We start from the raw sequence: 15256 nt of genomic DNA, 5'->3' as shown, positions 1-15256 counted from the left end.
CTATTAAAAGGAGGAATTCGATTATGGCAAGGAAATTGAGTATGTCAGCAGCGATTAATGAGGCTATGAAACTTGCAATGCGTAAGGATGAAAATGTCATTTTATTAGGTGAGGACGTGGCCGGCGGGGCTGAAGTGGATCACTTGCAGGACGAAGATGCATGGGGAGGAGTTCTAGGGGTCACGAAAGGTCTTGTTCAGGAGTTTGGACGGGAAAGAATTTTGGATACCCCAATTACAGAAGCAGGTTATATGGGAGCAGCGATGGCGGCGGCCTCAACCGGTTTAAGGCCAATTGCTGAATTAATGTTTAACGACTTTATTGGAAGCTGTTTAGATGAAGTATTAAATCAAGGGGCTAAGTTTCGCTATATGTTTGGGGGCAAGGCCCAGGTTCCAGTTACCATTCGAACCATGCATGGTGCCGGATTTAGAGCGGCTGCCCAGCACTCCCAAAGTTTATATGCTCTATTTACTGCGATTCCAGGTGTAAAAGTGGTTGTCCCTTCCACACCTTATGAAGCAAAGGGATTATTACTCGCAGCGATCGAAGATAACGATCCTGTCATCTTTTTTGAGGATAAAACACTCTATAATATGACAGGCGATGTTCCAGAAGGTTATTATACGATTCCGATTGGTAAAGCAGATATCAAGCGGGAAGGGTCAGATGTAACCATTGTAGCGGTTGGCAAAATGGTACATACTGCATTGGAAGCTGCTGAGCAACTTTCAGCGAAAGGAATTGAAGTGGAAGTCGTTGATCCACGCAGCCTGTCCCCGATGGATGAAGAAACGATTCTTTCGTCTGTAGCAAAAACCAACCGTTTAATCGTTATTGATGAAGCTAATCCAAGATGCAGTATTGCTACGGATATTGCAGCACTAGTTGCCGATAAAGGGTTCGATACACTTGATGCCCCAATTAAACGAATTACGGCACCGCACACGCCTGTACCTTTCTCACCGGTGCTCGAGGATATTTATCTGCCTAAAGCAGAAACAGTAGTTAAAGTGGCAACAGAACTAGTAGGTGCACCCCTAGAAGTATAAATCAGAGAGCGGGAAGGAGAGATCAACATGGCGGTAGAAGTTGTGATGCCGAAATTGGGAATGGCGATGAAAGAAGGCACTGTATCGATATGGAATAAAGGAGTCGGAGACCCTGTTGAAAAGGGTGAATCGATAGCAAGCGTCAGTTCAGAAAAAATTGAAATTGATGTGGAATCTCCTTCGGAGGGAACAGTATTGAAAATTGCTGTTCCCGAAGGAGAAGGGGTTCCTCCTGGGACTGTGATTTGTTATATCGGAATCCCGGGTGAAGAAGTAGCTGCTGCGTTGGCAGTCGAAGAAGCCCAAACAACTGAAGTGGAAAATGCCACATCTGTAAATGAAAAACAAGAGTCTATCACTTCAGTAAAAGCGGCGCGGAATCGCGTGAAAATTTCCCCAGTCGCAAGGAAAATCGCGGAAGCAGCCAACCTTACTATTGAAAATATCAAAGGAACGGGACCTGGAGGAAGAATAACAAAGGAAGATGTAGAGACAGCCATAAAAAATTCAGCTTCGCCTCAGGCAGAGGAGAAAAAGGAAACTGTTGAAACTCCGGTGAACCCAATAGAGGAGACCCAGCAAATCCCTCTCAGTGGAATCCGAAAAGTGATTGCTGGACGAATGTTTGACAGCCTGCAAAAAACAGCACAACTAACGATTAACATGAAGGCCGATGTGACGGATTTAATGGCTTTACAAAAGCAAATAGCCCAAACTGTTCAAAATCATTATGATCAAAAAATAACGGTGACTGATTTTATTGCTCGTGCCGTTGTGCTCTCACTGCAGAAGCACGGAGAAATGAATAGTGCGTATATGGACGATAAAATTCATTTGTTCAAGAACGTTCATCTTGGCATGGCAGTTGCGCTTGAAAAAGGGTTAGTGGTTCCAGTCATCCCCAATGCTGAAAGTTGTTCACTTATTGATTTATCTCGAAGTATTAAAACCCTGGCACAAAAAGCAAGACAAACTCAGCTTACTCACGAGGAAATGCAAGGTTCCACGTTTACGATTAGTAATCTCGGAGCCTATGGTGTTGAGCATTTCACACCAGTCTTAAATCCACCTGAAACAGGGATTCTTGGTGTCGGTGCTGTTTATGATACCCCAACCTTTATTGGTGAAAATTTAGAAAGAAGAAGCATTCTTCCGCTCAGTTTGACATTTGATCACCGTGTACTTGATGGAGCTCCTGCTGCAGCTTTTTTACAAACGGTCAAGCAGTACTTAGAAGAGCCGATAACTATGCTTTTATAGAAAGAAGGGAACACTTATGACTCTGATCGCAATTATAGGTGGTGGTCCTGCTGGATACGTGGCTGCAATTACTGCAGCCCAGCAGGGTCATGAAGTGTCAATAATAGACCAGGGACCGCTTGGAGGTACATGTTTAAATGAAGGGTGCATGCCTACGAAAGCCCTCTTAGAAAGTGCTGGAGTGTACAATAAACTTCAACATGCGAGTGCGTTTGGGATTCGTCTGCCCTCCGGCAGCATTGAAATTGATTGGAATACCGTCCAGGGTCGTAAAAACAAGATTGTTACGACGCTTGTTCAAGGAATTCAATATTTAATGAGGAAAAATAAAGTAAAGGTAGTCAAGGGATCGGCGTCTTTCCAAACGAGCCAGGTTTTACGGATTGAGCATAATGGGAACCAAGAAGAGATAACTGCAGACAAAATAATTATCTCTGCTGGCTCTGAACCGATCCAGCTGCCATTTGCACCGTTTGACGGAGATTGGATCATTCATAGTGGTCAGGCGATGTCGCTACAGTCCATTCCTTCCTCGTTGCTAATTATCGGCGGAGGTGTAATCGGCTGTGAGTTTGCTAGTATTTATAGCAGATTGGGAACAAAAGTCACCATTGTGGAGATGGCGGATCAGCTGCTGCCGGGAGAAGATAAAGATGTAGCTGCGATCTTACATAAGGAGCTTGAAGCCGACGGTGTTACTATCTTTTCTTCGACTAGACTAAAAGATTTAAACAAGGATCAGAAGAAGGCGTTTATAGAAAACGATAAAGGTCTCCATGAGGTTGAGCCAGATTTGGTCCTCGTTTCGATTGGCCGCAAGCCAAGGGTAAATAGCTTGGGTCTTGAGAACATCGGCATTGATTTTTCAAGACAAGGAATTGTAGTAAATGAGCAAATGCAAACAAACATTCCAAATATCTATGCCTGTGGAGACGTTATCGGCGGAATTCAATTGGCCCATGTGGCATTCCATGAAGGAACAGTTGCCGCTTTAAACGCATGCGGAGTCGATACACAGGTAAATTATCGTGCTGTTCCCCGCTGCATTTATACCTCACCTGAGATTGCCAGTGTAGGTATAACGGAAAAGCTGGCCATCGACCAATATGGTGACATAAGAGTTGGGGAGTTTCCATTCTCCGCAAACGGGAAGGCGTTAATTTCTAATGAACAATCTGGAAAGGTAAAGGTGTTGGTTGAACCAGAGTACGGGGAAATTGTTGGGGTTTCGATTGTCGGACCCCACGCCACCGAACTGATTGGGCAAGGTACCGTCATGCTTCATGCTGAGTTGACAACGGATAGTTTGGAACAATTTATTGCTGCCCATCCAAGTCTTTCTGAGGCAATCCATGAGGCATTACTTAGTGCCGTTGGATATGCGGTTCATGTTTAAGAAAAGGAGAAATGTTTAAGCTCTTTGGTATAACCCAAAAGATATAAGAGTCGATCCTTCGTTATAATTATTCTATAAATTTTCAAGCTATGCGTTTATTGCGCGTGGCTTTTTTGAATTTTCTATATAATGCAATCGTCCGATTGAAAGCGCATACTTAGTTTTGTATAATAAGAACTGTACGTTTACCCACCACGTTTTGACTTTTTTCTTCTAATACTTCTTTTTTCTTCGCAAGATTTACAACAAGTAATCTATCACAAATTAATGTAGAAAATATTTCCTATGATTACAGGAGGGATTATGAATACTACTTTTTATTTTGATGCTTGGAAGCGATTTGTAAAAGAAGGAATTCTGGATCCGGCACGGTTAAACAAACGAATATCGGAATCCTGGCACCGTTGTAAAAAAGAAAGGGTAAACCCTTATTTAAATAAAGGTCTTGATTTATTATCAAAAGAAGAATTGGATGTCAAAAAAGAAAAGAATTCTCTGCTGATCGAAATAGCCTCCCCTTATATAAAAAAGATGGATCAGGCAATAAAAGATTCTGGAATGATGGCACTTTTGGTCGATCCGGATGGATATGTTCTTTCATTAACCGGAAATGAACAAACGTTGTCGGATGCAAGAAAAATCAATTTTGTTGAAGGGGTGCGCTGGACTGAGGCTGAGGTCGGTACAAATGCAATAGGGACAGCGTTACAGACAAAAGAAGCGGTAACTATTAATGGGGCTGAGCATTATTCCGTCGCTTCCCATCAATGGAGCTGTTCCGCCACACCTATTTTTCACGATAATGGAAATCTAATGGGCGTCATTGATGTTTCATGCCCAGTTAATTATTCTCACCCCTTTATGCTTGGAATGGTCACTTCGATTTCTTATGGCATTGAAAAAGAAATCAGCAAGCGGGCCTATTTAGAAGAAATATCACTTTTCCAGCAAGCAAGCCATCTGGCAGAGACCTATCAAAACCAGTTCTTTCTGGTATGTAATCAAAAACAAATGATCATATCCGCGAGTAAACCGCTTCGCGAAAGGTTCCCTCAATCGATTGGAATGAACTTGTACGAACTAATACATAACGGATACCAAATTGATGCCGAAATGCCTTTTCATTCGATGGAAAACAACAGGATCATCGGAAGCTGCTATTTTATTTCAGAAGTGCTTACACATCGTAAAAACGTATCAATTCAAGTACAAAGTCATTCAAAACCCTTTATCTTTAAAGGAGAGTGTGGAACGAGTGAGGTTTTTCAACATACGTTAGCCAAGGTTAAGCTTGTAGCTCCAACAGATACCACCGTGTTTATTTCAGGTGAAACCGGTTCTGGAAAAGAGCTGATTGCTCGGGCAATTCATGACAACAGCCCCCGAAAGGATGGCCCATTTATTTCATTAAACTGCGGAGCGATTCCGAAAGAACTTATGGAAAGTGAGCTTTTTGGCTATGTCGAAGGGGCTTTTACCGGGGCAAGGAGGCAAGGATATAAGGGGAAATTTGAACAGGCTCAGAAGGGGACGATCTTTCTTGATGAGATAGGTGAAATTCCGCATTCCATGCAAGTGGCCTTATTGCGTGTACTTCAGGAAAAGAAAGTTTCCCCGATTGGGAGTACGAAGGAAATCCCATTGGATGTTCGTGTTATTACAGCAACCCACCGTGATATAATGAAACTTGTAGAAGACGGAATTTTTCGGGAAGACCTCTATTATCGTTTGAACGTTTTTCCAATTGAAGTTCCTTCTCTTAGAAAAAGAAAAGAAGATATCCCGCACCTTATCAGGTATTTCTGTAAAAGAAATGGATGGAACATCCCTAATATGGATGAGCTCTCTTATAGATTGAAAGACTATGAATGGGCTGGAAACATAAGAGAATTAATAAACGTTTTAGAGCGGCTGTACATTATGTCTCTTGATGAACAGTCAAGTCAGAATATTTTTGTTAATAGCTTTGATTCTTTAATAATAAGACATCCATCCAGTTCTTCGTCAAATTCTCAAGTAAATAAAGAAGATGCTGAAAAGAAGTTAAATGCCCGAGAAAAAATACAAAAGGACCTAATGGTGGATGCATTAATAAAGACAAAAGGTAATGTAACCGCAGCCGCGAAATTACTAGAAATACCAAGGAGTACTTTTTATAAAAGGCTCCAAAAGTTTGGAATGTAAGGATGACATTTGTTCAAACAATATATGGATATTCAAGTATTAATCAATAAAATTAATTAATTGTTCTCAGACTCCACACGTGTGGAGTGCTGTTCACTACTAGTATTGAAAGAATAAAAAGTATTATGTGGCCGTGTAAAAAAACTATCTAGACCCCCGAATAGATTATCGGGGGTTCTTTTTGTGTATTTCCCAATTTATTAAACAATTGAAATAAAATTTCATATTTTTATAATAAATTTTAAAAAATAATTCCAATGGCGTAATCCTTTTGACCTGTAGAAACGTCTGTTACGGGACTTATGTGGTATAGACTACTGTACACCATTACCTATATGCTTTTACTATAAATTGTAAGCGTCACCATTATCTCGGTATACATAGGGAGACCCGCCTACAATTCATTCAATTGTATAAAGGAGGACGTATGAAAAGAAAAAAGTTTATGATTACAGCAGTTTGTACCATGCTACTAGGCACCTCAACAGTATTTGCCAACAATGACCTTCCTAGTGATCCAACGATTGAAAAGCAAGGGAAACTCACATTCCCATCAAAGCAACCACACCCTGTCTTTACATGGAATTCGACTGTCATCCCTGTTTCGAGCGTACTTCACCCAAGCTCTGCACAAGGAGCCGGAATGGTGGAAGCTCCACTCCAGCAAATCTATCAAATTATGAACCAAGCAATTTCACAAAAATTAATGCCAGGCGCTGTCACATTTGTAGCGAGAGCTGGGAAAATTGTGAAACATGACGCTTATGGCTATTCAGCTCAATACACCGATGGTAAGTTTACCGAAATGGAAAATCCAATTCCAATGGAAAACGACACGATTTTTGACTTAGCGTCTATTAGCAAGATTTTTACTGCTACGGCCGTGATGATTCTTTTTGAAAAAGGATTATTCAATCTTGATGATCCGGTGGCAAAACATATTCCAGAATTTGCTGCAAACGGGAAAGAAAACGTAACGATTCAACAGTTGTTAACCCACACATCCGGTTTTGTCTCCTGGATTCCTCTATATTCAAAAGGGAATTCAAGAGAAGATAGGCTGAAGTTGGTATTAAACCAAACTTTGAAAAATGCACCCGGTACGACTTACGAATACAGTGATTTAAATATGATCACGTTAGGAATGTTAGTTGAACACCTGTCCGGCCAGCGCCAGGATGAATTTGTCTGGGAGCACATCACAGAACCTTTAGGGATGAAGGATACGATGTACAATCCGCCGGCTTCTTTGAAAAATCGCATTGCTGCGACTGAATACCAGTCAACACCAAATCGTGGTCTCGTCTGGGGAGAAGTTCATGATGAGAATGCTTGGTCATTGGATGGGGTTGCCGGACATGCGGGTGTGTTCTCAACAGCAAATGATCTCGCTAAGCTTGCCCATATTTTTATTAATGAAGGCAAGTACGGTGGCAAAAGAATCCTGAAGCCGGAAACGGTACAGTTGCTGCTGCAAAATCAGAACGCCGCATTCCCTGGGAATGACCATGGCCTTGGCTGGGAGCTAGGCCAGGGCTGGTATATGGATGCTTTATCAGAAGGTACCTACTCTTTTGGCCATACGGGGTATACAGGAACTTCGATTGTAGTAAGCCCGAACAATAAAACCGTAGCGATCTTACTGACCAACCGTGTCCATCCGTCAAGAAATATGGGGTCAATGAATCAAACCCGTCGCTTATTTGCTAGAAATGTAGCTGATTCGATTCCTGTCTCGATTCCTGGTAAGAGTGATGCTTGGTTTGCAGGGTACGGCGACAAGTTAAACCGAGTAATCTAAACTGATCTTCAATTATCCAAGGATACCACACTCACGTTCTCCACATGGCACATGATTGAGAATGTATGGGATATCGGATCCGTAGAGATTTATAGAGATGGCAGTTGGCACCAGCTTGCTCAGTTAACAGGCACAAGCAATGGCTGGGAAAAGAAAGAATTGGATATACCTAGTGATTCGACGAAATTACGGTTTTTATATCAAACCGATGGTTCTACAAATTCCCGCGGCTGGTATATTCAGAATCCAAAACTTGATTCAGGAGCTACTCTTTCTTTTGCAAAAAATGAATGGGAGCTAAGGGACTATTAAAAAAAGAATAACTTGAGGAGGAGAAACATGCGAAAATTTTTAAAGACATTTATGACCTCGTTTCTAGCATTTGCACTCGTGTTGACAGGGATTCCGTTTTCAGGAGCAACAGCAGCTTCAGGAATCGCGGATTTAGTGATTGATCTCAATGTTCCACAGGTTACAAGGGAAGTAAAGAATAACAAACTTGATTTAAACGCACTTCATGTTTATGAGGATGGCCACTTTATGCTGGTCTCTGAGAACTTAAAATGGAAGTCTTCAAATAAGAATGTTGCCTCTATATCTGAAGCTGGAGAAGTAACTTTATCCGGTCACAATGGTACAACGTTTATCTCTGTCAGCGATGGCAGCAATACCGACAGAATTTCAATTCAATTCAAGGGAAATCAAGACAAAATCCTTGTTGAAAAAGAAAAAGGCGCACGTTATGACCTTATCGGCAATGCCATCGATCACATGACAATGGAAGAAAAAGTCGGACAAATGCTAATGCCTGACTTTAGAAATTGGAATGGCAAAAATGTCACGGTAATGAACGACGAAATTGCAAAGCTTGTAAAGGATTATCATCTTGGTGGTGTGATTTTATTCCGTGAAAATACGGTGACAGCTGAACAGACGACCAAACTGGTGGATGCTTATCAAGAAGCAGCGGAAAAGTATGGACTGTTGATTTCCATTGACCAGGAAGGTGGAATCGTTACACGTCTGCAAACTGGTACCGATATGCCAGGCAATATGGCATTGGGTGCGACTAAATCTGAAGAGCTAGCTGAAAAAGTCGGCAGGACAATAGGTGAAGAGCTAAACGCACTTGGGATTAACATGAATTTTGGACCAGTGTTGGATGTAAACAATAATCCTGATAATCCTGTTATCGGTGTTCGTTCTTTTGGTGAAGACCCTGAGTTAGTTTCAAAGTTGGGAAATGCTTATATTAAAGGACTTCATGAAACGGGCACTGCGGCCACTGCTAAGCATTTTCCAGGTCATGGAGATACTGCGGTTGATTCACATGTAGGACTTCCATCGGTACCACATGATCTTGATCGATTGAAGAAAGTAGAATTATATCCTTTCCAGCAGGCAATGGATGCTGGTATTGATGCGATTATGTCAGCACACGTAACGTTCCCAAAAATTGATGATACAAAAGCAATTTCAAAAAAGGACGGAACAGAAGTCTCTGTACCAGGTACTCTTTCCCACAAGATATTAACGGGTCTAATGCGCGAAGAAATGGGCTTTAAAGGTGTTATCGTAACTGATGCGATGAATATGGGTGCGATTGCCGATCATTTTGGATCCGTTGATGCAGCTATCCGTGCTGTAAAAGCAGGTGCAGATGTCCTATTAATGCCAGTGGGAATCCAAGCAGTGGCAAATGGACTTTATGATTCAGTCAACGCTGGCGATATCTCAGAAGATAGACTTGAGCAGTCAGTAGAGCGGATATTAACCCTGAAATTAAATAGAAGCATTGTTAAGGCGGAAATGGAAAGGAGTCTTGATGAAAAGGTTGCGAAGGCTATTCAAGTAGTAGGTTCACCTGAACATAAAGCAGTTGAAAAAGAAGCAGCAGAAAAATCAATTACGCTTGTAAAAAATAATGATATACTTCCACTTAATGTTTCTCCTGAAGATAAGATTGTTGTGGTTGGTGGGGCGACTTTCTCTATGAATCTCCTTGCAGCTGAGGTCCAAAAATACCATCCTGGCGCAATTTATATCAATGCTTCAGAATCACTTGATGCTACTCAATTAGCACAAGTGAAGGATGCAAAATACATCATTGCTGGAACCTACACCTCAAGTGTTGGAGGCAGAGCCAACGACGCTAGTCAAATGGTGATGATAAGACAACTCATCGAGACTGGTGTACCTGTCATTGCTGTTGGGGCTAGAAATCCATATGACGTTATGTCCTATACGAATGTAGATGCCTATCTTGTTCAATTTGGCTTTAGACCAACGAGCTTTGAAGCAACAGCAAGTACAATTTTTGGTAAAAATAATCCGACAGGAAAGCTGCCAGTTACGATTTACAACCATGATGGCAGTGTTTTATATGGATTTGGTCACGGGTTAGGATACTAAGTAGGGGAGAGATAGAGGGGAATTTAGTTGTGACTGCTTCAAATAGGGGTAGGGCTTTATCCTTAAACTTTGATAGATCAAAAGAGGAGGGGTACTTTTGAAAAAGGGGCTTATAGGTTTATTGGCTCTCGTTCTACTACTTTCGACCGTTTCAGCAGCTGTTGCAAAGAACGCAAAAGAGAAGAAGAATGAAAAATTCCGTTTGGGCGTTGAGGTTTTGTTGCAGGATAAGATTGATTTGATAAAGGATAAGCGCGTCGGCTTAATCACCAATCCGACGGCGGTTGATCAAAGCGTTACTAGTATCGTAGATTTACTATACAATAACAACAATGTAAATTTAACTGCTCTTTATGGTCCTGAGCATGGTGTCCGTGGAAGTGCACAAGCTGGTCAATATGTTGAACAATATACGGATGAAAAAACAGGACTTCCAGTTTACAGCCTTTATGGGAAGACAAAAAAGCCAACACCTGAAATGCTAAGCAATGTCGATGTATTGTTATTTGATATCCAAGATGTGGGGACACGTTATTACACCTATATTTACACCATGGCACTAGCGATGGAAGCAGCAAAAGAGAACAATATTCCAATTATCGTTCTTGACCGTCCGAATCCAATCAGCGGGACAAAAGTCGAAGGACCTGTGCTCGAGGATAAGTACTCTTCGTTCATCGGTGAATATCCGATTCCTGTTCGCCACGGGATGACCGTCGGGGAATTAGCCAAGCTTTTCAATAGCGAATTTGGTATTGGAGCCGATTTAACGGTAGTGGAAATGGAGGGTTGGAAACGAAACATATATTACGATGAGACACCATTAGAATGGATCCTTCCATCGCCAAACATGCCAACCCTGGAAACTGCGGTTGTCTACCCAGGGGCTGCCCTCATTGAAGGAACCAATGTTTCCGAGGGAAGAGGAACAACAAAGCCATTTGAATTGATTGGAGCACCGTTCATTAATAGCGACAATTTGGCTGCCAAGTTAAACTCTTACAAATTACCTGGTGTCACATTCCGAGCGGCTTCATTTATACCGACCTTCTCGAAGCATGCGAATGTTTTAAGCCATGGAATTCAAATTCATGTCACAGACCGAAATGCCTATAAGCCGTTTGAAACAGGATTGTATATCGTAAAAACAATCCATGATATGTATCCAAACGATTTCCAATTTAGAGCACCGAATGCAGCAGGAATCTCCTTCTTTGATAACCTTGTCGGTAATGGTTCGATCCGTGCTGATATTGAAGCTGGCAAATCTATTGAAGAAATAAAAGCTGCATGGCAGGCGGGTTTAGATGAATTTAACGGGGTTCGTGAGAAGTATTTATTATATTAATAGGTGTGAGTGGGCCTTCTTTTTAGGAGGCCTCTTTTTAATACGATTTATCCTTTAAGAAAAAATCAAATTATATTATGGACTAAACTAGTAAAAAAACTATTACGATCTTCCAGTGATTGACGAAACCATTTTATTATTCTGCCTAGTGGGGGAATTACTGACAAGAACCTAAATTATATCGCAAGTACATTAATTACAAGAGAAGTTCACGGGACAAAAAAAGTAAATTACTCCTTGAACCTTTCTTTAAAAAAATGGACAATAGATATTAGTAGTTGGGTTCAACACTTTATTGCAATATTCGCTATATATCTATTACGTAAGGGGTAGGGTTATGGAAACAGCAAAAGGAATTGGTGTAGAAAATGAACAAGTACGTACCTCGCGTCAGAAGAAATGGATTTTACTTGGGGTCCTTGTTCTTTTATTCATTTCTGTTATGTTAAGCATAGCTGTTATAGAAGTTAAAAAAAGTAAATCTAAGCCGTTAGTGTTAATAAAACCAACAGAAAAAATATTTACTAAAACAAAAACAGTGTCAGGTCGTGTTGTACAAAGTCATGCTGAAACGATTTATTTAAATGTAACAAAAGGATCTATACAGGAAATTTTTGTGAAAGAAGGGGAAACTGTTACAAAAGGACAAAAGCTCTTTTCTTATGAAGGATCAACAGTCGCGGCTGAGCTAGGACAAGCAGAAGTAAATAAAAACCTAGCAGAAACAAGTGTTACTCAGATGAAAGAGCAAATCACTTCATTAGAGCAGGATATACGAGAAGCTGAGTCAACCTCTACAACCACTACAACAGATACAACTGATACAACAGATACAACTGATACAACCAATACCACTGATGCAGTTGATACAGCTAACATAGATACTAAAGCTATCACGATCCAGTCAATTCAAGCTGAACTAAATAAAGTAAAAGCTGAGCTCCGTGCAGCAGATCTAAATGTAGAAAAATATACGTTGCAGGCTGAAAAGCTAAAATCTGAGCTCGAAACATTAACTGTCATCAGCAACACTGCTGGTGTAATATCAAACCTGAACCAAAATGTAGGTCAAGGTTTTCGAGCAAAAGAAAATCAGCAACTAGCAATCATGCAAATCGCTTCAAATGATCCGTTTCAAATTGAAGGAAAGCTAACAGAAGCCGAAAAAGCAAAAATTACATCAGGCCAATCTATTACAGTAACTTCTAATGTAGTAGCCAATAAGAAATGGAAAGGAAAAATTTCGGAGGTTAGTGATTATCCTACATATAAAACAAATGCAAATAAGAATAAAGATATACAACAAGAAACTAATCCATACTATTCCTTTAAAGCAAGTCTAGATTCACAAAAGGGCCTATATCCTGGCTACAATACCATGCTAGACGTAGTAGTGCAGTCAAAGCAGTTGCTAGCAGTTCCTGAAACGAGCATCATGGGCTTTGGAAAATCCACCTATGTATATGTACAAAAAAAAGGAAAGATTCAGAAACAAAAGGTAGAAACTGGTCAAAAAGGAGGCAAATGGGTTGCCATACTTAAGGGTTTAAAGGAAGAAGACAAAATAGAAGAAAACCCATCCTGGATTGTTCGCCTTGGTACATCTCTTTTTGATTAGTATTTTACAGGTAAATTATGGTTCATCCTAAACATAATATCGAAACACGACTATATTACTATAATTAATATTATGTATTTCATTTTAACCGATACTCATATATAATGTAGCTTAATTGAATATAAATAACTAGGGGTGTCCAATAAGTTGGGCTGAGAAAGAAACACGCTGAAGTTTCTTGACTCTTGGGACCTGATCTGGATCATACCAGCGTGGGGAAGTTAGAATAGACAATCTTCAATGCAACTATACTTCTGCATACATTTTAGCCGGGTCCAACCATTTATGGTCCCGGCTTTTTGATGTACTTTTATACGCTTATTTACTTGTTATGTTCTGTATCTCGTCCTTTATATTCAAAAAAAAAAGGAGAGATTTATTATGTCAACGACTGCATTAAACGAACAAAATATTTCCATCATGTCTAGTTTTCCAGGAAGTAAAAAAGTATATGTAACAGGCTCGAGATCCGACATTAAAGTACCAATGCGTGAAATTGAGTTAAGCCCTACTACGGGAACGTTTGGTGAAGAGGAAAACCTTCCTATTCGCGTGTATGATACAAGCGGTCCTTATACGGATCAGAATTATTCTGTTGATATTTCAAAAGGCCTTCCTGCCATTCGAAGCACATGGATCCATGAACGAGCAGATGTTGAAGAATATGAAGGTCGAGAAATTAAGCCTGTAGATAATGGGTATAAGGATGAAAAAGATCCTCGTGCCAATCATAACGTGTTTCCGGGTTTGAAGCGCAAACCATTACGTGCAAAAAAAGGAAAAAATGTTACACAGCTTCACTATGCAAAAAAGGGAATTATTACTCCTGAAATGGAATTCATCGCAATAAGGGAAAATATGAAACCTGAATTTGTGCGTGATGAAGTTGCAAAGGGTCGAGCGATTATTCCTTCTAATATCAATCATCCAGAGTCAGAACCTATGATAATAGGACGTAATTTTCATGTTAAAATTAACGCGAATATCGGTAACTCTGCTGTTTCATCATCCATCGAACAAGAGGTTGAAAAAATGACATGGGCGACACGCTGGGGTGCTGATAATATTATGGACCTATCAACAGGTAAAAACATTCATAAAACAAGAGAATGGATTATTCGAAACTCAGCTGTTCCTGTCGGCACCGTCCCCATTTATCAAGCACTTGAAAAAGTAAATGGTGTTGCTGAAGATCTTACATGGGAGGTTTACCGTGATACCTTGATTGAACAAGCGGAGCAAGGTGTTGATTACTTCACAATTCACGCTGGTGTTCTTTTACGATATGTTCCACTAACGGCAAAACGGTTAACAGGTATTGTATCCCGCGGTGGTTCAATCATGGCACAATGGTGTTTACACCACCATAAAGAAAGCTTTTTATATACTCACTTTGAAGAAATCTGCGAAATAATGAAATCTTATGATGTTGCATTCTCTTTAGGGGATGGTTTACGTCCTGGGTCTATTGCAGATGCGAATGATGAAGCGCAGTTTGCAGAATTAGAGACTCTTGGAGAGCTAACAAAAATTGCTTGGGAGCATGATGTACAGGTGATGATTGAAGGACCAGGGCACGTACCGATGCACCTAATTAAAGAAAATATGGATAAACAACTAGAAGTGTGTCAGGAAGCGCCATTCTACACACTTGGACCTCTTACAACTGATATTGCTCCTGGTTATGATCACATTACATCTGCTATTGGAGCTGCCATGATTGGTTGGTATGGGACAGCCATGCTTTGTTATGTAACGCCTAAAGAACATTTAGGTTTACCGAATAGAGAGGATGTTCGTGTAGGGGTTATTACTTATAAAATTGCCGCCCATGCTGCTGATTTGGCAAAAGGACATCCAGGAGCACAAAAAAGAGATGATGCCTTATCAAAAGCTCGTTTTGAATTCCGTTGGAGAGATCAGTTTAATTTATCTTTAGATCCTGAACGAGCGATAGAATATCATGATGAAACTTTACCTGCGGAAGGTGCAAAAACAGCTCATTTCTGTTCAATGTGTGGACCAAAATTTTGTAGCATGAGAATCTCTCAAGATATTCGTAATTATGCGAAAGAAAATAAACTTGATACGAAGGAAGCTATAGAAACAGGTATGAAGGAAAAAGCTAAAGAGTTTAAGGAATCTGGAGGCAGCATATATCAGTAACTTTCTTGGGAGGTTATAC

At 40.5% G+C, this 15256-nt stretch carries 8 protein-coding genes, 1 pseudogene and 1 riboswitch; all 9 genes and pseudogenes read left to right on the top strand.

What is annotated here, in order from left to right:
• Nucleotides 1–23 precede the first annotated feature (23 nt).
• Nucleotides 24–1052 (top strand): alpha-ketoacid dehydrogenase subunit beta, encoded by a 1029-nt coding sequence (locus tag AC4QJR_RS16735; RefSeq protein ID WP_375375524.1) that lies wholly within the window; start codon nucleotides 24–26, stop codon nucleotides 1050–1052.
• A gap of 27 nt (nucleotides 1053–1079) precedes the next feature.
• Entirely contained in the window at nucleotides 1080–2312 is a 1233-nt protein-coding gene (locus AC4QJR_RS16730) for a dihydrolipoamide acetyltransferase family protein (RefSeq protein WP_496523593.1), read from the top strand.
• Nucleotides 2313–2328: 16 nt separating this feature from the next.
• Nucleotides 2329–3708, top strand: coding sequence for a dihydrolipoyl dehydrogenase (gene lpdA / locus AC4QJR_RS16725; RefSeq protein ID WP_496523592.1), 1380 nt, complete (start codon nucleotides 2329–2331; stop codon nucleotides 3706–3708).
• 300 nt (nucleotides 3709–4008) lie between these two features.
• On the top strand, nucleotides 4009–5892 hold the full coding sequence (locus tag AC4QJR_RS16720) for a sigma-54-dependent Fis family transcriptional regulator (RefSeq protein ID WP_496526699.1): 1884 nt from the start codon (nucleotides 4009–4011) through the stop codon (nucleotides 5890–5892).
• Nucleotides 5893–6319: 427 nt separating this feature from the next.
• A pseudogene (locus tag AC4QJR_RS16715) lies at nucleotides 6320–8005 on the top strand (serine hydrolase domain-containing protein).
• Nucleotides 8006–8032: 27 nt separating this feature from the next.
• Complete coding sequence (gene nagZ / locus AC4QJR_RS16710) at nucleotides 8033–10105, top strand: beta-N-acetylhexosaminidase (protein WP_496523591.1); 2073 nt, start codon at nucleotides 8033–8035, stop codon at nucleotides 10103–10105.
• A 97-nt stretch (nucleotides 10106–10202) separates the two neighbouring features.
• Nucleotides 10203–11453, top strand: a complete 1251-nt coding sequence (locus AC4QJR_RS16705; protein ID WP_496523590.1) for an exo-beta-N-acetylmuramidase NamZ family protein — start codon at nucleotides 10203–10205, stop codon at nucleotides 11451–11453.
• A gap of 337 nt (nucleotides 11454–11790) precedes the next feature.
• Nucleotides 11791–13071: an efflux RND transporter periplasmic adaptor subunit gene (locus AC4QJR_RS16700; protein ID WP_496523589.1), complete on the top strand. Its 1281-nt coding sequence runs from the start codon at nucleotides 11791–11793 to the stop codon at nucleotides 13069–13071.
• Nucleotides 13072–13192: 121 nt separating this feature from the next.
• A riboswitch (TPP riboswitch) is annotated at nucleotides 13193–13307 on the top strand.
• Between the two features lie 145 nt (nucleotides 13308–13452).
• Nucleotides 13453–15237, top strand: coding sequence for a phosphomethylpyrimidine synthase ThiC (thiC, locus tag AC4QJR_RS16695; RefSeq protein WP_251458469.1), 1785 nt, complete (start codon nucleotides 13453–13455; stop codon nucleotides 15235–15237).
• Nucleotides 15238–15256 lie beyond the last annotated feature (19 nt).

Source organism: Neobacillus sp. BP17 (assembly GCF_059579525.1).
Note: the sequence above shows the minus strand (reverse complement) of the source record. Positions and strands in the feature narration are given on the sequence as shown.